General features: G+C 35.5%; 26 protein-coding genes. 20 read left to right on the forward strand and 6 right to left on the reverse strand.

What is annotated here, in order from left to right; genetic code table 11:
• Positions 1-108 precede the first annotated feature (108 nt).
• The 5 genes from AC07SW_RS11935 (at position 109) to AC07SW_RS11955 (ending at position 3,181) form a co-directional block, all read left to right on the forward strand.
• On the forward strand, positions 109-564 hold the full coding sequence (locus tag AC07SW_RS11935) for a hypothetical protein (protein WP_051915724.1): 456 nt from the start codon (positions 109-111) through the stop codon (positions 562-564).
• Positions 565-785: 221 nt separating this feature from the next.
• On the forward strand, positions 786-1,064 hold the full coding sequence (locus AC07SW_RS11940; protein ID WP_135023457.1) for a TIGR04197 family type VII secretion effector: 279 nt from the start codon (positions 786-788) through the stop codon (positions 1,062-1,064).
• A gap of 18 nt (positions 1,065-1,082) precedes the next feature.
• Entirely contained in the window at positions 1,083-1,445 is a 363-nt protein-coding gene (locus AC07SW_RS11945; RefSeq protein WP_135023459.1) for a DUF3958 family protein, read from the forward strand.
• Positions 1,435-2,793, forward strand: a complete 1,359-nt coding sequence (locus tag AC07SW_RS11950) for a T7SS effector LXG polymorphic toxin (protein WP_494632960.1) — start codon at positions 1,435-1,437, stop codon at positions 2,791-2,793. The genes AC07SW_RS11945 and AC07SW_RS11950 overlap by 11 nt, the downstream gene beginning before the upstream one ends.
• A gap of 19 nt (positions 2,794-2,812) precedes the next feature.
• Positions 2,813-3,181 (forward strand): hypothetical protein, encoded by a 369-nt coding sequence (locus AC07SW_RS11955; protein ID WP_119907225.1) that lies wholly within the window; start codon positions 2,813-2,815, stop codon positions 3,179-3,181.
• A gap of 314 nt (positions 3,182-3,495) precedes the next feature.
• Here AC07SW_RS11955 and AC07SW_RS11960 read toward each other — a convergent pair whose 3' ends face one another.
• Complete coding sequence (locus tag AC07SW_RS11960) at positions 3,496-3,903, reverse strand: PaaI family thioesterase (RefSeq protein ID WP_311918569.1); 408 nt, start codon at positions 3,901-3,903, stop codon at positions 3,496-3,498.
• A gap of 129 nt (positions 3,904-4,032) precedes the next feature.
• On the opposite strand from AC07SW_RS11960, the gene menB reads away from it, so the two are divergent.
• Together menB and AC07SW_RS11970 are read left to right on the forward strand one after the other, a co-directional pair.
• Positions 4,033-4,851, forward strand: coding sequence for a 1,4-dihydroxy-2-naphthoyl-CoA synthase (menB, locus tag AC07SW_RS11965; protein WP_034573186.1), 819 nt, complete (start codon positions 4,033-4,035; stop codon positions 4,849-4,851).
• Between the two features lie 87 nt (positions 4,852-4,938).
• Positions 4,939-6,375 carry an o-succinylbenzoate--CoA ligase gene (locus AC07SW_RS11970; RefSeq protein WP_135023463.1) on the forward strand — a complete coding sequence of 479 codons (1,437 nt, stop codon included), beginning with the start codon at positions 4,939-4,941 and terminating at the stop codon, positions 6,373-6,375.
• A 102-nt stretch (positions 6,376-6,477) separates the two neighbouring features.
• Here AC07SW_RS11970 and AC07SW_RS11975 read toward each other — a convergent pair whose 3' ends face one another.
• On the reverse strand, positions 6,478-7,062 hold the full coding sequence (locus AC07SW_RS11975; protein WP_034573190.1) for a DEAD/DEAH box helicase family protein: 585 nt from the start codon (positions 7,060-7,062) through the stop codon (positions 6,478-6,480).
• 242 nt (positions 7,063-7,304) lie between these two features.
• Here AC07SW_RS11975 and AC07SW_RS11980 point away from each other — a divergent pair, with 242 nt between their 5' ends.
• The 11 genes from AC07SW_RS11980 (at position 7,305) to AC07SW_RS12030 (ending at position 17,670) form a co-directional block, all read left to right on the forward strand.
• Positions 7,305-7,982, forward strand: a complete 678-nt coding sequence (locus AC07SW_RS11980; RefSeq protein WP_119907222.1) for a TIGR00266 family protein — start codon at positions 7,305-7,307, stop codon at positions 7,980-7,982.
• A gap of 180 nt (positions 7,983-8,162) precedes the next feature.
• On the forward strand, positions 8,163-10,187 hold the full coding sequence (gene metG, locus AC07SW_RS11985; RefSeq protein ID WP_494632961.1) for a methionine--tRNA ligase: 2,025 nt from the start codon (positions 8,163-8,165) through the stop codon (positions 10,185-10,187).
• A 72-nt stretch (positions 10,188-10,259) separates the two neighbouring features.
• Positions 10,260-11,027 carry a TatD family hydrolase gene (locus AC07SW_RS11990; protein WP_034573196.1) on the forward strand — a complete coding sequence of 256 codons (768 nt, stop codon included), beginning with the start codon at positions 10,260-10,262 and terminating at the stop codon, positions 11,025-11,027.
• Entirely contained in the window at positions 11,028-11,594 is a 567-nt protein-coding gene (gene rnmV / locus AC07SW_RS11995) for a ribonuclease M5 (protein WP_135023467.1), read from the forward strand.
• Positions 11,581-12,483, forward strand: coding sequence for a 16S rRNA (adenine(1518)-N(6)/adenine(1519)-N(6))-dimethyltransferase RsmA (gene rsmA / locus AC07SW_RS12000; protein ID WP_135023469.1), 903 nt, complete (start codon positions 11,581-11,583; stop codon positions 12,481-12,483). Before rnmV ends, rsmA begins: the two co-directional genes overlap by 14 nt.
• Before the next feature lie 196 nt (positions 12,484-12,679).
• A complete protein-coding gene (locus AC07SW_RS12005; protein WP_034573202.1) occupies positions 12,680-12,937 on the forward strand; it encodes a Veg family protein in 258 nt (85 codons plus the stop codon).
• Positions 12,938-13,072: 135 nt separating this feature from the next.
• Positions 13,073-13,924, forward strand: a complete 852-nt coding sequence (ispE, locus tag AC07SW_RS12010; protein ID WP_135023471.1) for a 4-(cytidine 5'-diphospho)-2-C-methyl-D-erythritol kinase — start codon at positions 13,073-13,075, stop codon at positions 13,922-13,924.
• A gap of 40 nt (positions 13,925-13,964) precedes the next feature.
• Positions 13,965-14,966, forward strand: coding sequence for an alpha/beta hydrolase (locus AC07SW_RS12015; protein ID WP_135017982.1), 1,002 nt, complete (start codon positions 13,965-13,967; stop codon positions 14,964-14,966).
• 211 nt (positions 14,967-15,177) lie between these two features.
• Entirely contained in the window at positions 15,178-16,125 is a 948-nt protein-coding gene (locus tag AC07SW_RS12020; protein ID WP_119907218.1) for a metal ABC transporter substrate-binding protein, read from the forward strand.
• A gap of 58 nt (positions 16,126-16,183) precedes the next feature.
• Positions 16,184-16,891: a metal ABC transporter ATP-binding protein gene (locus AC07SW_RS12025; RefSeq protein ID WP_034573209.1), complete on the forward strand. Its 708-nt coding sequence runs from the start codon at positions 16,184-16,186 to the stop codon at positions 16,889-16,891.
• The gene (locus AC07SW_RS12030) at positions 16,837-17,670 is read left to right on the forward strand and encodes a metal ABC transporter permease (RefSeq protein ID WP_034573211.1); all 834 of its coding nucleotides are present in this window, start codon (positions 16,837-16,839) and stop codon (positions 17,668-17,670) included. The genes AC07SW_RS12025 and AC07SW_RS12030 overlap by 55 nt, the downstream gene beginning before the upstream one ends.
• Before the next feature lie 177 nt (positions 17,671-17,847).
• Here AC07SW_RS12030 and AC07SW_RS12035 read toward each other — a convergent pair whose 3' ends face one another.
• The 3 genes from AC07SW_RS12035 to AC07SW_RS12045 all read right to left on the reverse strand — a co-directional run bounded on the left by AC07SW_RS12035 (position 17,848) and on the right by AC07SW_RS12045 (position 19,900).
• A complete protein-coding gene (locus AC07SW_RS12035) occupies positions 17,848-18,471 on the reverse strand; it encodes a DDE-type integrase/transposase/recombinase (RefSeq protein ID WP_494632989.1) in 624 nt (207 codons plus the stop codon).
• A gap of 34 nt (positions 18,472-18,505) precedes the next feature.
• Positions 18,506-18,790 carry a helix-turn-helix domain-containing protein gene (locus AC07SW_RS12040; RefSeq protein WP_119907217.1) on the reverse strand — a complete coding sequence of 95 codons (285 nt, stop codon included), beginning with the start codon at positions 18,788-18,790 and terminating at the stop codon, positions 18,506-18,508.
• Positions 18,791-18,886: 96 nt separating this feature from the next.
• Positions 18,887-19,900, reverse strand: a complete 1,014-nt coding sequence (locus AC07SW_RS12045) for a leucine-rich repeat domain-containing protein (protein ID WP_119907216.1) — start codon at positions 19,898-19,900, stop codon at positions 18,887-18,889.
• A gap of 293 nt (positions 19,901-20,193) precedes the next feature.
• Here AC07SW_RS12045 and purR point away from each other — a divergent pair, with 293 nt between their 5' ends.
• Positions 20,194-21,009 (forward strand): pur operon repressor, encoded by an 816-nt coding sequence (gene purR / locus AC07SW_RS12050; RefSeq protein WP_034573954.1) that lies wholly within the window; start codon positions 20,194-20,196, stop codon positions 21,007-21,009.
• Positions 21,010-21,363: 354 nt separating this feature from the next.
• Here purR and AC07SW_RS12055 read toward each other — a convergent pair whose 3' ends face one another.
• Entirely contained in the window at positions 21,364-21,873 is a 510-nt protein-coding gene (locus AC07SW_RS12055) for a cupin domain-containing protein (RefSeq protein WP_135023479.1), read from the reverse strand.
• A gap of 173 nt (positions 21,874-22,046) precedes the next feature.
• On the opposite strand from AC07SW_RS12055, the gene AC07SW_RS12060 reads away from it, so the two are divergent.
• Entirely contained in the window at positions 22,047-22,832 is a 786-nt protein-coding gene (locus tag AC07SW_RS12060; RefSeq protein ID WP_034573220.1) for a DUF4430 domain-containing protein, read from the forward strand.
• Position 22,833: the final 1 nt, after the last annotated feature.

Consider the following 22,833-nt stretch of genomic DNA (forward strand, 5'->3'; position numbering starts at 1 on the left):
ATGACTTTTTGCTATTGAATTCTTTTTAAAATTGTAAAGATTTATGGTAAAGTAACAAAAAAAGTATAAAATTAGTTACTTGTAATAATAGCAAAATGGGGAAGGGTGATGGTAGAAATGAATCAGAAAATCTACGACTACTTAAAAAAACACGATTTAGAGTTTATTGATTATTGGGTAAATGAATATTACATTTACTCAAATGAACATACACTAAGGGCTTCTGAGAAGGACTACTTGATTGAATATCGAAAAGAATGTTTATTTCTATTTCATGCTAATTTAGATACTCAAATGCAAAAAACAGATTTATCAGGTATTTGTCAGGGCATAGGAGAAGATCGTGCCGCGATGAGTACACCATTTAAGGAAGTTTATTTTAATTTTTTCGATTATTCAAAAGCAATGCTTGAATTTTTGATTCAACATAAGAAAGAAGAAAAAATAGCAGTAAGTTATGAAGAATTACTAGAATATATGTTGCTAGTACGTAAGCATGAAACAGAAAATTCCTACGCCATTTATTCAGGCTATATGGATTACACATTTAAAGCAGTATTATAGAAGGATAAATTAAAAAATAAAAAACTCAAATAAATGGATGAAATGCTACATCCCCCTATTCTGAATGGTTAGATTTAAAATCAACAATCCTTACAGATAGGATTTCAAATAATGATTGCGTTTACTATTTTCTTTTTTAGAAATCTATGTTTTAATATTAAAGAACGTTTGTATTTTTTAAAATCAAATGCTCTATTATTAAACTAAAGGGGATTTTTTAAATGGGAGTTATAAAAAGCGATTTAAATCAAGCGCGTTCTCTAGCAATAGAGCTCTCCAACGCTACACAGACTTTCTTTCAATCAGGTTCGATTTCAAAAGCTTCCGCTACGACTATATTAGGCAACCAAAAAGCCGGTCTTACTATTGACCAAACAAAATCATTGTTAACGAGCTTTTTAGGTGCCTTACAGCGTGATAGTCAAAACATCCAAAGTGTTGCAATGGATTTTGAAGCAACGGATCAAACACTGGCAAAATCCTTATTTAACTTAAACTAACGTTTGGAGGAATGAGGATTGGAACCACAGCCAACGATTGAAGGACTACAAGAACAGTTAAGAAATGTAACGGAGGATTGCTATCAAACAGAAACCGCTATCCGCAAATTAGAACAGAACACAGGGGACGTTCAGAGTATTTTCCAAAGAGTCCAACACCTTTTTAATGAAATGCGTGAGACTTGGAGAGAAGGAGAAATGAGCGGGCAAATCGCAAACTTGCAACAAGAAACGCTCCACCAACAAAAACGCTATCTCCATGATAGTGAGCAGGATTACGAAGAACTCCAAAAAAAGAAAAAGACCTTAAGAGATAAAGAGGATGAACTCTATTATCAAAAATTAACGCTAAGCCGAAAGGAGCAAACACATGGGAATTAAGATGTTTGTCGGCGAAGTGAATACACAAACCAGCTCCATTAAAAGCTATTGTACGAACATTATGAATGGAATGACGAAAATACAAACCGTTTTGAGTAAAATCATTTTAGAGCCTTCCCTGCAGGGAAATACATATGATTCTGCAAAAAACTATTTTAAAACAGCTTATCTGCCAGCAACACGCGGTTTTATTTTAGTTTGTGAGACGGCGATTCGTGCGAACGAAAAACTGATCACCGATTACAAATCAAACGTAGACGTCAATGATCTACAGGAAGACATCCTTGTTTCTCAAATGTCGCGTTTAGATTCCATGTCTACAGCCTTAAATTCAATCGCAATTCCAAAGGTTTTCACCCAAAATATCATCGATAATTTACAAGAAGCCAAAGGGAAAACAGCAAGAAAATTGACTCAACTAAGAGAATTCAATCATAAGTCAGCCTCCATTTTCGAGGAACTTGAACAGCAGTTACAGAACCTTGAACGAGGAGTGGCTTTAATTGCCGAAGGCAAAGCCTGGAATGGAACCACTGGCACCTTTTCGACAGCTGGTCTCAATATGGACTGGGCGCAAACTATTGATCAAGCTTGGGAGGATCGACAGAAAGAACAAGCTAAGAAAGAAAAACCGAAGAAGAAAAAAGCTAAAGTTCCCTGGTGGAAAAAAACAATGTCTGGAACACTCGATTTTTTACAAGGCGCTGGAATCGCAGTTGTAGAAAATAATCTAGGTAAAAAAGCAAAGAAGGCAAATCGAAATTTTCAAAACAATCAAAATTATAACTATGGAAAGCTATTTGGAACAGGGTTAACGGGGATTCAATCGTTAACAGAAATGTATCAAGGTGCTAATATGGTGATTAAAGGTCTACAAGGAATGGCTGGAGCAACTGTTATGAGTGGTGGAGCTCTTGCACCTGGAGCTGGAGCAATTGCTGGCGCAGGCGCCACAGTCGGAGCTGGAGCACTGGCTCACGGTGGGCTTGTGTTTAGTAACACGATTCAGAACGGCATGGATAACATTCAGCAAATGCAAAATTCTAAAATAAAAGATCAAAGTGATTTTAAAAAATCTATTGAAGATGGAAAACCTGCAAAGAAACATACTCAACAAGCATATGATAAAAAGAAAGCTAGATTAGGGTCTGAAGGTGAACCAAATTCTTCAAAAGATTTATTAAATCCAGATGGAAGTATAAAACAAAGAAGATATTATGGTGAAGATGGAAAAGTAATAGAAGATATAGATTACAATCATTCTGACGATGGGTCTCATACCTTTCCTCATAGACATAAATGGGATTGGACAAATCCTAAACCTAGACAATCAGAATCTAAATACTAAATAAAGTGAGGAAATAATTATGTTACATGACAATGAAATAATATCTTATGAAGTGAGTTTAACGGACAAAATAATTAAAATGACAACTAAAACTGAATCAGGAGAACAAGTTGTGGTTATTTTTAGTGAGGTTTTTGCTTATTTTTTTGAAGACCAATTATTTGGTAGTGTGATCCTTGATTTATTTGAAGCACCTTTAGACGATTTTATTGAAGGAAACATAGACATACTAAATAAGGGGAAAGAAAATTCATGGCCTATGAGCTACAAAAAAATTGATGAACTTTCAGATAAATTAAAATCAGAGAACTTTTCTTATTTCATTTTATCACCATCTTATGGCTTAGGAGGATGGGTTATAGCTAAAAATTTAAGTATTCAAAAATAGACAATAAACTGTTATTTAATTAAGAAAATTTCTTCTAATTTTCACAAGAAGTAGCTAACCCTAAATCCTGATTTCTCAACGTTCTTAAACTAGACCAATGGGTTTTCACAATCTTTGGTTGGAAAACGATTGGGGGACGGGGACCTTGGGTTAATGGGGATTATGTAAAGCACCTCCCAAAGAAGGTGCTTTTTTATTTTACGACTAGCTAGATAGTTTGTAGAACAACACTAAAACTACATTCATTCTCAAAATTATTTTATCTAAAACAAAGGAACGCCTTCTAACTGAATTTAATCCCCATTAAAATTTTTTTAGCCAAGTCTTTGAATCATCAACGTACAGCGCCCAACGCTAATTTTCTTACCTGTATCGGTAGAAACAACCGCTTGCCACACATGAGTTTGCTTTCCAGTATGAATCGGTGTAGCGGTCACAATCAAGTGTCCTTTTTGGAAACTAGCCAAATGATTGAGGTTAAGCTCCAGCCCCACCGCGACTTCTTGAGTAGTATCTAAATAAGTATTTGCACCAATACTTGCAGCCGTTTCAATTAAAATACCAGATATGCCACCATGCATGAGACCAAATGGCTGTTGGTGCTGTTCTGTAATTTCGAGAGTCAATTGAACTTCTTCTTGATTCGCCCTTTTAGTGACGATACCTAATGCTGTTAATAAATTCATGGTGAGTCTCCTTTTGTAAAAATGATTTGTCTTCATTATAATCAATTTTACGAAATTAAACGAATGAAAATCTAAAAAAACAATCATTTATCGTGTTTTTTCGTCAATAATCAGTTAAACTAGATAGGAAGATGTTATTAAAGGAAAAGGAAGTGTCACCAAATTATGGTAGAAAATTGGAAGACAATTAAAGAATATAGCGAAATATTATTCGAAAAAACAGATCATATTGCAAAAATCACAATCAATCGTCCACAAGTGCATAACGCATTTACCCCAAAAACAGTTTCTGAAATGATTGACGCCTTTACAATCAGTCGTGAAGATTCTGATATCGGCGTAATTATTTTAACAGGCGCAGGAGACAATGCATTCTGTTCAGGCGGCGATCAAAGTGTTCGTGGAAATGGTGGCTACGTTGGCGAAGATGAAATTCCACGTCTAAATGTATTAGACCTACAACGCTTAATTCGTATTATTCCAAAACCAGTGGTTGCAATGGTTAAAGGCTGGTCAATCGGTGGTGGGAATGTTTTACAACTTGTTTGTGACTTAACAATTGCTGGAGACAACGCTAAGTTTGGACAAACAGGGCCTAACGTTGGAAGTTTTGATGCAGGGTACGGTTCTGGCTATTTAGCACGCGTGATTGGACATAAAAAAGCGAAAGAAGTCTGGTTTATGTGCCGTCAATACACAGCAGACGAAGCATTGGAAATGGGCTGGATCAACACAGTTGTACCTGTTGCCGAAGTTGAAAAAGAAACAATGGCATGGGCAAGAGAAATGTTGAAGAAGAGCCCCACGGCTTTACGTTTCATTAAAGCAGCAATGAATGCTGATACAGATGGATTAGCAGGAATTCAACAATTAGCAGGAGATGCTACTTTGTTATATTATACTTCTGATGAAGCAAAAGAAGGTAAAAATTCATTCCTAGAAAAACGTGATCCTGATTTTGATCAATTCCCTAAATTCCCATAAATCAATCAATTCATAATAAAATAGGAAGCTGTTAGAAGATTCGAGTTGAATTTCTAACAGTTTTCTTTTTTGAAAGGAGAAACAATGATGGAAAATTGGTTAACAAAACGAGTCTTATTATCCCCACATAAACCAGCCCTTGTTTTTGACAATAAGACGCTGACTTTTGGTGAACTACAAAAAGACGTTTTGCAAACAGCGGCTAAATTAAAAACATTAGGTATTGAAGAAATGACAAAGGTCGCTATTTTAGGTAAAAATAACGCTACCTTCTATGTCTTAATCTTAGCTTTACAACAATTAGGCGCAACAATTATTTTTTTAAACAACAGATTAACTACCCGTGAACTTAGTTATCAAATAGAAGATGCAAATTGCCAATTGACATTGTACGATTCAACTTACTCCGCTAAAACTAAAGATTTTCCAAAAGAACAAACCTATTCTTTTGGTCAAATTGAAACACTAACGCCAATGGATTTTCAACCAGTTTTAACTTTTGATTTAAATCAAGTAACGACAATTATGTACACCTCTGGTACAACAGGACGACCAAAAGGTGTTCAGCAAACATTTAACAATCATTGGTGGAGTGCAGTTGGATCAGCTTTAAATTTAGGGTTGTCAGACAAAGACAGTTGGTTGTGTGCAGTTCCCTTGTTTCATATCAGTGGATTTTCAATTATGATGAGAAGCTTGATTTACGGCATGCCAGTCTACTTAATGGAGCATTTTGAGGCATCAACAATCAACCATTATTTAAAAAATGGCGAATGTACAATTATTTCTGTTGTGTCCGTCATGTTAAAACGGTTAGTGGCAGATTTAGAAGAGGCACATTATCATCCTGATTTTAGATGCATGTTATTAGGAGGAGGCCCCATTGATCCCCAAACACTCGAAACATGTGTCAAAAAAGAAATTCCAGTTATCCAATCGTACGGTATGACAGAAACAGCTTCTCAAGTCGTCGCGTTAAACAGCCAAGTGGCGACAGCGAAAATCGGTTCATCAGGTTTGCCACTTTTTCCAGTAGAATTGAAAATTAGTAAAGAGGGTGCTGAAATTTGTGCCCCTTATGAAAAAGGCGAAATTTACTTAAAAGCGCCCAATATCACAATAGGTTATTTAAACCAACCAGAATTCCCCTTAGATTCATGGTTTAAAACAGGGGATATCGGTTATTTAGATGATGAAGGCTATCTTTTTGTAGTAGATCGGTTAAAGGACTTGATTATTTCAGGTGGCGAAAATATTTACCCTAGTGAAATCGAGCATTGTTTATTGGAACATCCAGCAATCAAAGAAGTCGTTGTGGTAGGGGAAGAAGATCAAATATGGGATCAAATTCCAGTTGCCTATCTTGTTTTTGAAAAAGATCAACTCGTTGATTTCACAAAAATTCAAGAGTTTTGTCAGGAAAAGCTCGCTTCCTATAAACTGCCAAAAAAATATTATGAACTATCAGAATTACCTCGCAATGCTGCGGGAAAAATAATGCGTCATCAATTGATAAAGAAGTAAGTTTAATAAAAGTGACAAGCGAAAAAAATGAGCAATAAAAAAGTTCCCAAGCCATTCCATTAAAGTATCGGAATAGCTTGGGAATTTGTATTTATTTAACAGTTACTTTAATTGGAAATAAGCTACAATCTGAGAGGCTGTTTCTGTAGGGGAAAGAAAAGTATTATCTAATTTAAGAGAGTGCACATTGGGAAACAATTCATTCCACTCATTTTCATTGCTTACCATCCGATGTTCCTTCATATCCGTTAGCAACTCATTTTTCGAAAATTCAAGATTCCTTTTCGAAGGTTTTTCAAGAAGACGTTCTTCATGAACATTGCGTTTTAACCGCTCGTCTAAATCAGTAGTTAATTCAACAAAATAAACCGACTCCCCTTCATTTAAAAAGAGCGAGCTAATTTCGGTTAGAAAATCAATATCATCGGGTTGGTCAAATTGGATTAACACAGTAAAAATAATAGAATTTGTAGCATTGTTCCCTTTGTTTTTTACAAATGCTTTAAAAAGGTCTTTTCGTACATTAGAAGATAAAGCAAACGTGTCGTCGGTATAACCTAAATAAGTAGCAAATAAATCAATCGTTTGATGATTGAATAATAATTTTGCCTCAATTTGTTTTTCTAATTCTTTCCCAACAGTCATTTTCCCGACAGCTTGAGCACCGATTAATACGATTAAAGACATCCGTATCCCTTCTTTCTCGTAAGTATATAGAAGAGATTATAACATAAAAATCAGTAACAAAAGTTTCTACAGAGCATTTTATTGAATATAATCATTTCTTTATAAAATTGTCAAGAGTTGTTCATCAAAGCAGTAGGTAGGATTTATTTTAGAATAATGCATGTGATTTTAATGGAGTGCAATGTTATAATAAGATCTGTTATCAGGTAGGGAAATACATAGATAAAAGGAGAGAATTAAAAATGAAATACAGTATTGAAGGCGATACATTGCCAGTCGTTATTTGTGAATTAGAGCAAGGAGAAGTTATGGTAAGTGAAAATGGCGACCGTAGTTGGATGTTAGGGGATATTGTGACAGAAACAACAACAGGCGGTGGAGCAAAAAAAATGCTAGGCAGAATGTTTTCAGGAGAAAGTATGTTTTTAAGTCGCTATAAAGCGAACTCTGCAGGAAAGATAGCATTTGCTTCTTCCTTTCCAGGAAGTATTGTAGCAAAAGAATTAGGTGCTGGAGAAAGTATTGTTGCTCAGAAATCGGCTTTTCTTGCAGCGACAGAGGGCGTTGAATTAAGTGTGTTTTTCCAGAAAAAAGTATCATCAGGTTTATTTGGTGGCGAAGGTTTTGTTATGCAGAAAATTACAGGACCAGGAACGGTCTTTTTAGAAATTGATGGAAGTGCGATTGGCTATGACCTTTCTCCAGGAGAGCGCCTGGTTTGTGATACAGGATTAGTTGCGATGATGGATGAAAGCTGTTCATTAGATACTCAAACGGTTAAAGGAATCAAAAACATGGTTTTCGGTGGCGAAGGTCTATTTGACACAGTTGTCACTGGACCTGGACATGTGGTATTGCAAACAACAACAGTGGGGAATTTTGCTGCAATGCTACATCCATTTATGCCTGTAAAAAAATAAATAAGAGTCTAAAAGTTGAGCTTATCTTTAAAGGATAGGCTTAACTTTTTTTCTATTTAAAAGCTTAATTCTAAAGGTTTCTTACAACTTATCCCCCTAAGTCAATGGAATTTATGTTATACTATCCAAGAATAGGAATTTTGACGAAAAATTTAAAAATCAATCAAGGAGGCACTTTACGTGACTGAAAAAAAACCTTTTTATATTACAACACCTATCTACTATCCAAGTGGTAAATTGCATATTGGAAACTCCTACACAACCATTGCTTGTGACGTGATGGCACGCTATAAAAGAATGCAGGACTTCGATGTCTTTTATTTAACAGGCAGCGACGAACATGGTCAAAAAATTGAAAACAAAGCTGCAGAATTAGGAATCACACCACAACAATACGTGGACGATATGGCAGCAGACATGAAAAAAACATGGGAATTATTAGAAATTACCAACGATAAATTTATTCGTACAACTGATCCCGCTCACGAAAAGGCCGTTGCAGATATTTTTGAACGTTTCTTAGCACAAGGAGATATTTACTTAGATGAATATGTAGGTTGGTACTCTGTTTCAGATGAAGAATTCTTCACAGAAACACAACTAGCTGAAGTGTATCGTGACGCTGATGGCAATGTAATCGGCGGAAAAGCGCCTAGTGGCCATGAAGTTGAACTGGTTAAAGAAGAGTCTTATTTCTTTAAAATGAGCAAATACGCTGATCGTTTATTAGCTTATTACGAAGCACATCCTGATTTTATCCAACCAGAATCACGCAAAAATGAAATGATCAACAACTTCATTAAGCCAGGTTTAGAAGACTTAGCTGTTTCACGTACAACTTTTTCATGGGGCGTAAAAGTACCAAGTAATCCAAAACACGTTATTTACGTTTGGATTGACGCATTGGCAAATTACATCACTGCACTAGGATACGGCAGCGAAGACACAGAACTATTTGACAAATACTGGCCAGCTGATGTGCATATGGTTGGGAAAGAAATCGTTCGCTTCCATACAATCTATTGGCCAATTATGCTGATGGCACTAGAATTGCCATTACCAAAGAAAATTTTCGGACATGGCTGGTTGCTAATGAAAGACGGCAAAATGTCTAAATCCAAAGGAAACGTTGTTTATCCAGATATGCTAGTAGAACACTTTGGGTTAGATGCCTTACGTTATTATTTAATGCGTGAAGTATCATTCGGTAGCGATGGCGTATTTACTCCAGAAGATTTCGTTTCTCGCGTGAACTATGACTTAGCTAACGACTTAGGCAACCTATTAAACCGTACAGTTGCAATGATCAATAAATATTGTGGTGGAAATGTTCCAACTTATCAAGGTGACGTGACAGCATTCGATGCATCCCTAAAAGCATTATCTGAAGAAGTGGTAACAAATTACCAAAAAGAAATGGACAATATGCAATTTAGTACAGCATTGAGCGAAGTATGGCGTTTAATTTCTCGTGCCAATAAGTACATCGACGAAACCGAACCATGGAAATTAGTAAAAGACGAAACAAAACAAGCGGACTTAAACAGCGTCATGGTTCATTTAGCAGAGAGCCTACGTGTTGCTGCAACGTTATTACAACCCTTCCTAACTCACGCACCAAAAGAAATCTTCACTCAATTAGGAGTGACAGGGGACGTGGCAGGCAGTTTTGAAATGGTTCAATTTGGTTCATTCCCAGTAGGAATTGAAGTTGTTTCCAAGGGAACACCAATTTTCCCTCGCTTAGATTTAGAAGAAGAAGTAGCCTACATTAAAGAGCAAATGTTAGGAAAAACTGCAACTGATCAAGACGAAGCGGAGGAAGATGAAAACATGTGGAATCCAGAAAATACAGAGTTGGTTTCAGCAAAAGACAAAGAAATCAAATACGAAGACTTTGATAAAGTTGAACTAAAAGTCGCAGAAGTAATTGACTGTCGTAAAGTTGAAGGTGCTGACAAATTATTAAAATTCCGATTAGATGCTGGCGATAAGGATCACCGTCAAATTCTTTCAGGAGTTGCAGAATGGTATCCAAATCCAGAAGAATTAATTGGGAAAAAAGTTGTAATTGTAGCCAACCTAAAACCACGTAAAATGCGTGGCGAAATCAGCCAAGGAATGATTCTTTCAGCTGAAAAAGATGGGAAATTACAAGTGATTGAAGCCCCATTAGAAGCAGAAAACGGTTCAGAAGTAGCCTAAAAAAAGAAGCGCCCTGCTAATCATCTTAGCGGGGTGTTTCTCTAAAATTAACTAAAAGGAGAGAATATAAAAATGTTATTTGACACGCACACTCACCTAAATGATGAAGCTTTTAGTGGCGAAGAAGCAGAAGCAGTAGAACGAGCAATTGCTCATGATGTGAAGCGCATGGCAATTGTCGGCTTTGATGAAAAAACAATTGAAAAATCATTAGAATTGAGTCGTGATTTTTCAGAAATTTACAGTATCATTGGCTGGCATCCTACAGAAGCTTATCTATATAATGATAAAGTTGAAGAAAAATTAATTCAACAATTGCAATTGCCAAAAGTAGTTGCAATGGGTGAAATGGGCTTAGATTACCATTGGGATACTTCCCCTAAACAAACTCAAAAAGATGTCTTTAGAAGACAAATGCAAATTGCAAAAGAACTTAAATTACCAATCAGCATTCATATGCGTGATGCAATTGAGGATACGTACCAAATTTTAAAAGAAGAGCATGTTGAAGATATCGGCGGAATTATGCACAGCTTTAGTGGCGACACCTTATGGATGGAGCGATTCCTAGATTTAGGAATGCACATTTCCTTAAGCGGCGTTGTAACCTTTAAAAAAGCAGTAGAAGTTCATGAGGTGGCTAAAGCTGTTCCATTCGATAAGTTACTAGTGGAAACAGATGCTCCTTACCTAACTCCAGTTCCATATAGAGGAAAACGTAACGAACCTGCATATGTGAAATACGTTGCAGAAGAAATTGCCAAATTACGTAATATCTCTTATGAGGAAGTGGCGCAACAAACGACAACGAATGCCAATCGCTTGTTTAGGTTAAACTAAATGAAAAAAATTAAAGAAATTATCGTTGTTGAAGGAAGAGACGATACAAGACGTATTCAAGAGTCTTTGGAAGCTGATACAATTGAAACTAGAGGTTCCGCAATTAATGATGAAATTCTTGAAATGATAGCTAAGGCGCAAGCTACTAGAGGGGTAATTGTCTTTACAGATCCAGATTTCCCAGGTGAAAAAATCAGAAAAATCATTTCTCGAAACGTCCCCGGTGTCAAACATGCTTTTTTAAAAGTGGAAGATGCAAAACCCAAAGGCAAAGGTAGTTTAGGGATTGAGCACGCATCACCAGCAGCTATTCGCGAAGCTCTTTCAAAAGTATATACAGAAACGGTTGAGAAAGAATCACTGATACCAAGAGAACTCTTGATTGATGCAGGACTATTAGCAGGAACTTCTTCTAAAAAACGCCGAGAAAAATTAGGAGAACATTTAAATATCGGTTATACTAATGGAAAACAATTGGAAAAAAGGTTGCAAATGTTTCAAATTACACCAACAGAAGTAATCAAAGCCATGAAACAAATTTTGGAGGAAGAAAATGACCCAACGTAAAGATATCGCAACGCCTATTAGAACAAAAGAAATTTTAGAGAAACATGGTTTCTCTTTAAAGAAAAGTTTAGGTCAGAATTTTATCATTGATCCTAATATTTTAGTGAATATTGTCGCTGCCGCAGGTTTGACAAAAGAGGTCAATGTTGTGGAAGTAGGACCAGGAATTGGGGCTTTAACAGAGCATTTAGCAAGAGCAAGTAAAGAAGTCGTTGCCTTTGAAATTGACGATCGTTTACTGCCTGTTTTAGCGGACACATTGAGTCCTTATCACAATATATCGATTATCCACAGTGATGTGTTAAAAGCGAATTTAAAGGAAGTTCTAGCAACAAAAGTTGATTTGGGAGAACCTTTAATGGTTGTTGCAAACTTGCCTTATTATATTACGACACCAATTATTATGTATTTCTTAGAATCAGAAGTACGAATTGATGCCCTAGTGATTATGATGCAAAAAGAAGTAGCAGAGCGCATTACAGCACGACCAGGAACAAAGGCATACGGCTCCTTGTCAATTGCCATTCAATATTACATGGAAGCAGAGATTGCTTTTATCGTTCCTAAAACAGTTTTTGTTCCGCAACCAAATGTGGACTCAGCTATTATCAAATTAACAAGAAGAGCAACACCCAGTGTTAAAGTTAAGGATGAAAACATCTTTTTCCAAGTTATCAAAGCAGCCTTTGTCCAACGTCGTAAAACATTATGGAATAACTTATTGACTCGCTATGGAAAAACAGATGAGATTAAAGAAAAACTAATAAAAGCGTTAGAAGTTGCAGAAATTGATCCAAAACGACGTGGTGAAACACTTGATTTAGCCGAATTTGGTCGTTTGTCAGATGCAATTGGAGAGTATGTATGGAATGAAGTGACAGAAGATTGAAAAGTATACCTTTTCAATCTTTTTTTTATAGATAATCATGAAGAAAAAAATAAATATAAAAAAATTAAAACAGCTAGAAAGCCTATTATACCGCAATTAAAATGAGAAATTTATTAGTTGCTATCATGGTTGTCATATGGTATACTTGTAAAATTTATTATTTTATGGTATACTTAAAACCAGTGAGGTGAATCTAATGCCAATTACGTTAGCAAGTATCAAAAAGAACTTGGATTGTCAGTTAGGTAGAAAGATTATGTTAACCGCTCAGACGGGACGCAAAAGAAAGACCGAACGAAAGGGAATTTTACGTGAAACGTATCCCTCTGTTTTTGTTGTAGATCTAGATCAAGATGAAAATGCATTTGAACGTGTATCATACAGCTATACGGATGTATTGACTCAATCAGTTGAGATTCAATTTTTTAATGAAGAAAGTTGCGAGTATGCTTAAATAGTATCACCACGAGCTGATGAGGCTCGTTTTTTTTATCCATTTTTTTGAAGAACAGTCAATCCCCTTTTCAAATCAGTATTTTTAAGCTACTATATTTGAAGATACTAAATAGGAAAAGGTACTGGTGAAGAGATGGAAATCATAGAAAAAGCTCCAGCAAAATTAAATTTGACCCTAGACGCCTTGTATAAACGAGAGGACGGGTACCATGAATTAGAAATGGTCATGACTACAGTAGATCTAGCGGATCATATTACGTTAAAAAACTTACCAGAAGACGAAATTATCATTCGCACAACAAGTGGCGTGTTGCCTCTAGATAAACGAAATCATGCTTTTCAAGCAGCCAAATTGATGAAAGAAACGTTCCAAATCAAAAAAGGTGTAGAGATTACTATTGAAAAGAAAATTCCTATTGCAGCCGGTTTAGCTGGTGGAAGTAGTGATGCCGCAGCGACTTTAAGAGGATTGAATCGATTATGGGGACTGAATTTAAGCCTAGATGAACTAGCGGATTTAGGCGCAAAAGTAGGTTCTGATGTACCGTTTTGCGTATACGGAGGAACTGCCTTTGTAACAGGACGTGGAGACCAAATTCAACACATAGGTACGATGCCTCAATGCTGGGTCGTATTAGTTAAACCAAGAGTCGGCGTTTCTACAGGGACGGTCTTTAGCGCACTGTCTTTTGAAGAGTTGGTTCACCCGAATACAAACGAAATGATTGCCGCCATTCAAAACGAAGACTATCAAGAAATGATTCAAAATGTTGGAAATGTTTTGGAACACATTACGATTGCACGCCACCCAGATATCGAACGCATCAAATACAAAATGTTAAAATTTGGTGCAGATGCAGCTTTAATGAGTGGCAGTGGACCAACTGTATTTGCCTTGTGTGAAAAATACTCAAGAGCCCAAAGAGTTTACAATGGATTAAAAGGATTCTGTAAAGAAGTTTATTTAGTTAGAACACTTAAATAGCATAATGAAAGAAAGAACAAGTTAAACGAGGTGAAATAAAATGGAAAAGAAAAAGCGTCGGATTGGTTACGTGGCACCATTTTTAATAGGTGTCCTAATGGCTCCAGCTATTATCACGAGATTAACACCCGTCCCTGTTTCAAAATTATTAAGAAAACGTTTTGAACGACCAAAAGAATTTACTCCTCGAAACCATGAAGAAATCCAAGCTAAAACAACCTCAGTCAAGGATATTGATTACCGCTCAACGTTGGCAAATGGAAAGATGGATGTGATTATGCCTAAAGATTCACTTGGAAAAGCTCCTTTAATTATTTGGGTTCATGGTGGAGCTTACGTTGGCGGGGATAAAAGAGATATTACGAGCTATGCAGAAAGTATTGCGAGCTATGGCTATGTGGTTGCTAACATCAATTATGCATTAGCACCTGAGCAAATTTATCCAGGCCCATTAGTTCAGTTAACTGAAAGCTACCTTTATTTAAAGGGGCACGCAGAAGAATTTGGAATTGATTTGGATCAAGTGCTTTTTGCAGGCGATTCAGCAGGAGCACAGATTGTTGCACAATTTTTAGCAATCCAGACTAATCCAATTTTAGCGGAATTAGTCGCAATTCAAGCCGTCGTACCAAAAGAAAGTATCAAAGGCGGTCTACTATTTTGCGGACCCTTCAATATTGAAAAATTAGGAACAGAAAGTAAGTCAAGGTTAATGAATATCTTGATGAATCAAGTTGCATGGGCGTATGTAGGAGAAAAAAACTGGTTAAAAGATGAGCGCTTAAAACAAGTGGCATTAGATTTACACATTACAAAAGAATATCCGCCAGTTTTTGTAACAGATGGCAATACAAATTCTTTTGAGCACCACGCGCATGAATTTATTGAACAATTAAAGGCAAAACAGATTGAAGTGGAAAGCATTTTCTTTGATCGAAAAGAAGCAAAAACAGAGCATGAATATCAATTTCTTTTAAATACAGAGCCAGCCAAAATAACTTTCAATAAAATGATGGAATTTATTGAAAAACACGTATCTTAATAGTAATGGGAAGAAATCATGTTTATCTAATTGACTTAGGTGAACATGATTTTTTTATTTTGTTTCATTTTTTACTTGACCAATGTTTCAGATAATGATAAGCTCTTAATGCGTTGGTAAATAGTAATCATTACGATTTGAACAGAATCATTTAATTTCGTCATCGCACTGAACATAGAATATAATAAAGCACCTATATAGGAGGATTTACATGAAAAATAAAAAAATAATGGGATTTAGTATTTTATTGCTTAGCATCTTATTTGTTGTAGCGGGGTGTGGCAATAAACAAGAAACAGCAAAAACAGATAAACTACAAGTAGTGACGACATTTTATCCAATGTATGATTTTACAAAAAATGTGGTAGGAGATAATGGCGAGGTTTCTGTTTTAATGAAAGCTGGTACAGAACCACATGATTACGAGCCTAGCGCAAAAGACATCGCCAAAATTGCGGATTCTGATGTTTTTGTTTACAATAGTGAAGAGATGGAAACTTGGGTTGGTAGTGTATTGAAAAATATTGATACGAAAAAGACGGTGGTCATCGATGCAAGTAAAGAAATTAAGTTGCTTGAAGGAAGCCACGAAGAAGAAGACGAAGATCATGATCACGACCACGAAGGTCATAGCCATGCCCATGATCCACATGTTTGGTTAGATCCAGTTTTAGCCAAAGAAGAAGTTAATGCAATTAAAGAAGGTCTCATTCAAGCAGATAAAACAAACAAAGCAAGCTATGAAAAAAATGCCAAAACCTATTCAGATAAATTAGATGCTTTAAATGAAAAATTTGAAGCAGGTTTAAAAGATGCGAAAAATCGTACCTTCGTTACACAACATGCAGCATTTGCTTATTTAGCAGCACGATACGATTTAAAACAAGTCGCTATTTCCGGTATTTCCCCAGATCAAGAGCCAAGTCCTGCTAAATTAGCAGAGTTAAATGATTTTGTGAAGGAAAACAACATTAAAGTAATTTACTTTGAAGAAACGGCTTCTCCTAAAATTGCCAAAACATTAGCTAAAGAGACTGGTGCAACGTTAGCTGTTTTAAGCCCAATTGAAGGCATTACAAAAGAAGATCAAGATCAAGGAATTGATTACATCAAAGTAATGGAAAATAACTTGAAAGCCTTACAAGAAACCATCAAATAAGGTAAACTATAAAGAGCAAAAAAGAAACTGAGCGAAGTACAAGAGAGAAGGGACATGTGTGCATTATATAGAAGTAAACGATTTGACTTTTTATTATGATGAAGAGCCAGTCTTAGAAAACATTTCCTTTACTGTTGATCCAGGAGAGTTTGTTATGCTGACAGGAGAAAATGGAGCAGCAAAATCAACTCTGCTTAGAAATATTCTAGGATTGTTAAAGCCGGGAAAGGGAAGTGCAACGATTTCTAAGGTGAATAGCGCTGGTGAAAAACTAAGCATTGGGTATATTCCACAACAAATTGCCTCGTTTAATGCTGGATTTCCCAGTACAGTTTTAGAGTTAGTACGATCAGGCCGCTATCAACAAGGTCGTTGGTTTAAACGCCTGACGCCAGAAGATCATGAACATGTGGAGCGGGCCCTCTTATCTGTTGGGATGTGGGATATGCGCCATAAAAAAATAGGCGAGTTATCCGGTGGTCAAAAACAACGAATTTGTTTAGCTCGAATTTTTGCGACAGATCCAGATTTGTTTGTGTTAGATGAACCAACAACTGGAATGGACGTAGAAGCACGAGGCGAATTTTATAAGCTACTAAAACACAGCAGTCAAGTTCATGGAAAAGGAATTCTGATGGTAACCCATGATCATGATGATATTAAAGAGTACGCCGACCGTCATATTCAGTTGATTCGAAAGGAGGACTCACCGTGGAGATGTTTCGCCATGAATTCATGCAGCACGCCTTCCAAGCCTCTTTCTTAATTGCTGTGATTGCGCCATTATTAGGCCTCTTTCTTGTTTTAAGAAGACAGTCTTTGATGGCAGATACACTTTCGCATATTTCTTTAGCAGGTGTGGCATTAGGAATGTTTTTAAATATCAATCCAACATTCACAACGTTAGTCGTTGTTGTCATTGCGGCGTTGATTATAGAATACGTTCGCAGTATCTATAAAACCTATTCGGAAGTATCCATTGCGGTCTTGATGTCTGCAGGTCTATCGATTGCATTGGTACTTATGAGCTTAGATCAAGGAAGTGGAACAGCAAGTGTACAGCAATACTTGTTTGGTTCAATCGTAACCATTAGTCAAGAGCAAGTATACTTATTAACAGCATTATTTGTTATTGTTGTAGTTCTATTCTTCTTATTTAGAAAGCCAATGTATGTTTTGACCTTTGATGAAGATACGGCTTATACAGCTGGCTTACCAGTTCGTTTAATGTCTCTATTATTCAACGTGATTACTGGTGTAACAATTGCAGTGATTATGCCAATAGCTGGAGCTTTATTGGTTTCTGCTATTATGATTTTGCCAGCAGCTATCGCGATGCGATTAAGTAAAAGTTTTAATTGGGTAATGGTAATGGGAGTCATTGTAGGTCTGGTGGGGATGTTTGGTGGATTAACAACCTCTTATGAATTTGGGACTCCACCTGGGGCTACGATTACCTTAATTTTTATCCTTTTATTTATTATAAGTGGTGGATGTATTGCTATTATTTCAAAACTTCGCTATCGAGAAAGTCGCAAGTCCTAAACTATGTAAAAGAGACACCCTTCAGTGGGAATGCAACTACTTTTTGACACAATTTAAAAAGAGCATCTCATTAGGTCATCTTTTTCCGGTAATCTACTGGTGAAAGAGGACCTAATTTCGTTAAGACTCGTTTGTTATTCTAGAATGTTTCAGACTTTAGTGAGGAATGAAACGATTCTATTGGTGCGTTATTTGAGGGCGTCCCCTTACGGGACATACTTCGGATAACGTTTTTTTTTTGCGGGCTACTTCATAAAATTCTTTTGAAGTATAGGTTGAACCTTGATCACTATGCAAACTGGCTCCTTTTGGAAATGTATCAATTTGATTTAAGATATCTACGGCTAATTTAGTATCTGGATCATCTGAAATTTTATAGGCTACAATCTCACTATTAAAGGTATCCATGATTGTTGATAAATGGAGCATAGATTTACCAAAAGGTAGATAAGTAATATCCGTTGTCAATTTACAAAGAGGTCTATCTATTGCCAAATCCTTATTAATGACATTTTCAAAAGATTTATATGGATTACGAGGCTTCTTAAATTTTTTCTTCTTCGCAATACAATTCCATCCATATTTACGCATAATCCTAGCTACTTTATTAATCCCTACAGAAAACTTTTTATTGATAAGTGCATGAATTTTTCGATAGCCATAGAGAAAGTGATTTTCTTTCGTTAGTTGTTGGATCCTTTGCTCTAGATAGGAAAATTTAACTTTCTCTTTATTTGGGTGACGATAATAAAAACTTCTAGAGATTCCAACTAATTCCGTTAATTTAGTAATGGAAAAGATATCTGTATTTTATTTAATAAACTGCACTATATTTTCAGCTATCATCCTCTTTCTTGAGAAAAATATTTTTTAATAAGTTTAGCTCTTTCGTTACTTTATCTAATTGTTCAGATACAGGAATATCCTTTTCTAATCGTCGTCCAAAAGAACTTTCTAGACTTATTATCTCACCATTTAGGTACCAATCTTTCCATTTGTAAAGAGTTCCTCTACTAGGAATTTTAAATTCTTCACGAAGTGAAGCTGCGCTTTCACCATTAAGAAATCGATTAATAATTTGAATCTTTAATTCAACAGGATAAAAATTATGTTTTGACATCAGAAAACACCTCCAAATTTATTTTACTAAATTTGAGGTGCTCTTTTTTAGTTGTATCTAATTATAGTGGCAGTTCCGTTGAGAAGTGTCTTTTTTTTATTTAATTACTTGTTGGATAGTTCCAGAAATAAGATTGTCATTTGATGAAAAGTCTAACGTATTTACTCCTGTTTCGTGCCAAGTTAATTGATTGTTAACAAAATCACCTAAAGCATTCCATTTAAGAACAGGCGCGTCATTTTTTGGAAGGTATAAACTTACATGAGTACCTAGTCCAACTGTTCCTTCAGGTAGGGAAATAGATTGATTTTCAGCAGAAAATAAATCATCGTTATGACTGTCAACTTTAGTCGCTGTCAGTGGTCGGAAATCTACAATATGATTGTCTTTAACGCTTAATCCTTGTAAATCTTGTAAAGGTCTAATAAATTCAAGCGATGAAAGAGCAAGATTATTCATCGAAAGTTTCGTTAGTGCTTTATTTTGGCTAATATAAGTTAATTGAGAAGTAGCATCAAGAGGCAAGTTGTTTAAAAATAAGATATCTAAATCGTACATATTTTTTAGAAAATCTAGGTTAGAAATTGCTGTATTATTAATGCTTAGTGTTTTGAGATGTGTAAAAGCTCCTAAAATGTTGTTGTTATCAGTTAAATGAGGATTGTCTTCAAAGCTCATACCCACCATGTTTTTGGATAGATTTTTTAAAGGCGATAGATCTGTAATGTTCGCTTTACCGACATTTAATTCAGTTAGCTCTGTCAAACCTGCAATAGGTGCTAAATTACCATCAAACTGTTGAACATGATAAAGATAAAGTGTTTTTAAAGAATGAGCATTTTCCAAGCCTTCAAGTGTTTTGATGGCAGATTCTGAAACATTTAAATCAGTTAACTTTTGAATGTTGTCATAAGTGATTTCTTCATCAGGTGTAAGATTTAATTGTTTTTTGATGGCTTCTTTTAAAACGGGGTCTTTAATTTCGACAATCTTATTCTGATTAATTTCCATTGTACTTGCTTGTGTTGACATAGGAGACAATAGGGTTCCAGAAGTTGTAAATAAAATCGCTCCACAGGTTAATAAAATAGCACTTCTTTTCAAGTTCATCAAATTCCTCCAATAAAATAATTTTTAATTACTATTTCATATTACTTTTAGTTTTCTAATAAAACAATAAAATTATCATATATGTAATAAAATAACTCATAAATGCTAGTTCGTTTAAAATGAGTCAAAAAGTATAAAAAGCGAAGGTTGAAATCAAATTTCATGAGAAAATAATAACAAAAACGAACATTTTAACAAAAAACAATAGAAATAACTACCTTTTTTTTGTTTTAAGCCGTATAATAGGAGAAGTGTAAAATTTGGTTTTTAATATTAAGAAAGAGGTGACCATTTTGAAGGTAAAAAGAAGTGAACGACTGATTGATATGACCCGTTACTTATTGGAAAGACCCCATACATTAGTTTCTTTGACATACTTTGCAAATCGCTATGATTCAGCAAAATCTTCTATCAGTGAAGATTTAACAATTGTAAAAAAAACATTTAGAGAACGTGGTACAGGAACGTTAGAAACCGTACCAGGAGCAGCAGGTGGCGTCAAGTTTATTCCTGCTATCCAAGAAGCAGAAGCAGCCGAATTTGTGAAAGAGATGTGTTTACGCTTATCAGAACAAGATCGATTACTACCAGGTGGGTATGTTTATTTATCTGATTTATTAGGTGAACCAGACATCTTGCGTCAAGTTGGAAAAATTATTGCGACGCAATATTTAAATCAGCCAATTGATGCTGTAATGACAGTTGCAACTAAAGGAGTTCCAATTGCTCAAGCTGTTTCAAGCTATTTGAATGTTCCTTTTGTGATTGTACGTCGTGATTCAAAAATTACAGAAGGCTCAACAGTAAGCATCAACTATGTGTCAGGTTCATCTGAACGAGTTGAAAAAATGGAACTATCAAAACGTAGTCTAAAAAGAGGATCTCGCGTTTTAATCGTAGATGACTTTATGAAAGGCGGCGGAACGGTTAACGGGATGAAGAGCTTGATTGAAGAATTTGAAGCAGAACTCGTTGGGATTACTGTTTTTGCTGAATCAACTTTTAGTGGAAATCGTATGATTGAGGATTATTCATCTCTACTATGTGTAGATGAAGTTGATATCCGCGATAAAACGATTCATGTAAGCCCAGGAAACTACTTTAAGTAAAAAAAGCCATTGATTCAAGAAAATTTCTCTTGAATCAACGGCTTTTTTTGATGAATAGAATAGTAGGAATGACGCCAATTAAGCACGATTATAAACTAAATTTCTATTAAACAAGAAAAAATAAAAAAGTAAAAAAGTAAACTTATTGATATAATTAATCACAGGTAAAAAATCATTTTATGATTCGTCATTAAGTGGATTTTTATCAACAGAGCCTATCAATTAGTCAATAGATAAAAAATATTGATTTAATGAATAAACAAAGCCTTTTTAAAGGGGAGGCTCATGTTTTACTTAAGAATAGGGCGCTGTCAGTTGTAAAAGCACAACAGAAATTTTCTGTTGTGCTTTTTGTTATGCAGATGGTAATTCAAAGTAAGCTAATTTTTTGATAATGCCACTATGATTTGGATAATCTTTTAGGAGCTCTTTTTGAGTAAACAACTCAAAGTCATGATAATCAAAACCAGGAGAGACCATACAACTAACTAAAGAAAAGCCATCTTTTTCTTCAACGCTAGATCCAAAAATGACATTTTTTGGAACAACAGCCTGTAAGACTTCCCCTTTGGAAGGGTCTAGACCTAATTTTATTTCTTCATAACGACCATCAGGATGCAATAAATGAACAGATAATGGCGAACCTGTATGGTAGTACCAAATTTCATCCGATTTTAAACGATGAAAGTGAGAAGGACTTTTAGTATTTAAAAGAAAATAAATACTAGAATAGTGGTGTCTTAGTCGTTGGTCTTTTGTAGTGAAGGTCTCTTTCGAGTGGAACATTTCCTTGAAAAATCCACCTTCAGGATGGGGCGTTAATGCTAGTTTTTCTATCCAATCATTTTCAGAACCGAATACCATAATAAAATCCTCCTAAACATAGTTGTATTGATTTCAGTATAGCCTATTTTAAGAAGGGATAAAAGCGGTTAAATAAAGAAGTATTTCAATAAAGAAGCTAAGAACAGTTGTAACCGATTAAAATGGCGATTATAATAAAGAAATGGAGTTTGAAAATGACGAGGAGGAGTGAAATGCAAAAGAAAAAAATTCAATTAATTGTAACAGGAGCATTAGTTTTCTTTACCGTCGGTGGTATTTTTGTGAATGGCAAATATGGCCATATTGCGCCTAAAGTAGAAACAAGTGAAAAAAAGGAACCGTTAAAACATTCAGAGAAAAAAAAGAGTGCTAAAAAAGACTCTGATTCTCAAAAAATAAAAGAAACAACAACTACAGAAAAAGAAGGCACTTCTCTTGATGATAAAAAAACAGCATCTAAAACAGAAAGTAGTGCAATAGCGAATCCAATTCCTGAAGTGAGTCCTGAAACGCAAGTAGCTCGTGATCCTTCTCAAGAATCTAAAAAACAAGAAGAAACAAGCAGCGAATCGACACCAGAAGAACCCCAAAAATCAGATTCTACGAAACCAGTGAAACCTGCGCCAACCCCAGCACCAGAAGTTGTTGAAAAACCAACCGTTAACCTTTCAATTCGTGGAACAACGGCTAATTCTAGTGCTTACTTGCGCACTTCACAAAAAGTTGAAATAGAGGAAGGCGAAAGCGTGATGTCCGTTTTAACTCGTTTTTGTAAAACAAATGGTATTCAAATTGAAGTAACCTTCGGTGGAAGTTATGTAGCAGGTATTAATAACCTTTACGAAAAGGATAAAGGGCCTGAAAGTGGTTGGTTATACGCAGTCAATGGTTTATTTCCTGGATATGGCGCAAACAGTTACCCTTTAAAAAATGGCGATCAAATTGAGTGGAAATATACAGAAAATCTAGGGCAAGATGTTGGTGCCCCACAAGGATAAC

It is taken from the genome of Carnobacterium sp. GW821-FHT04C06, assembly GCF_059420345.1.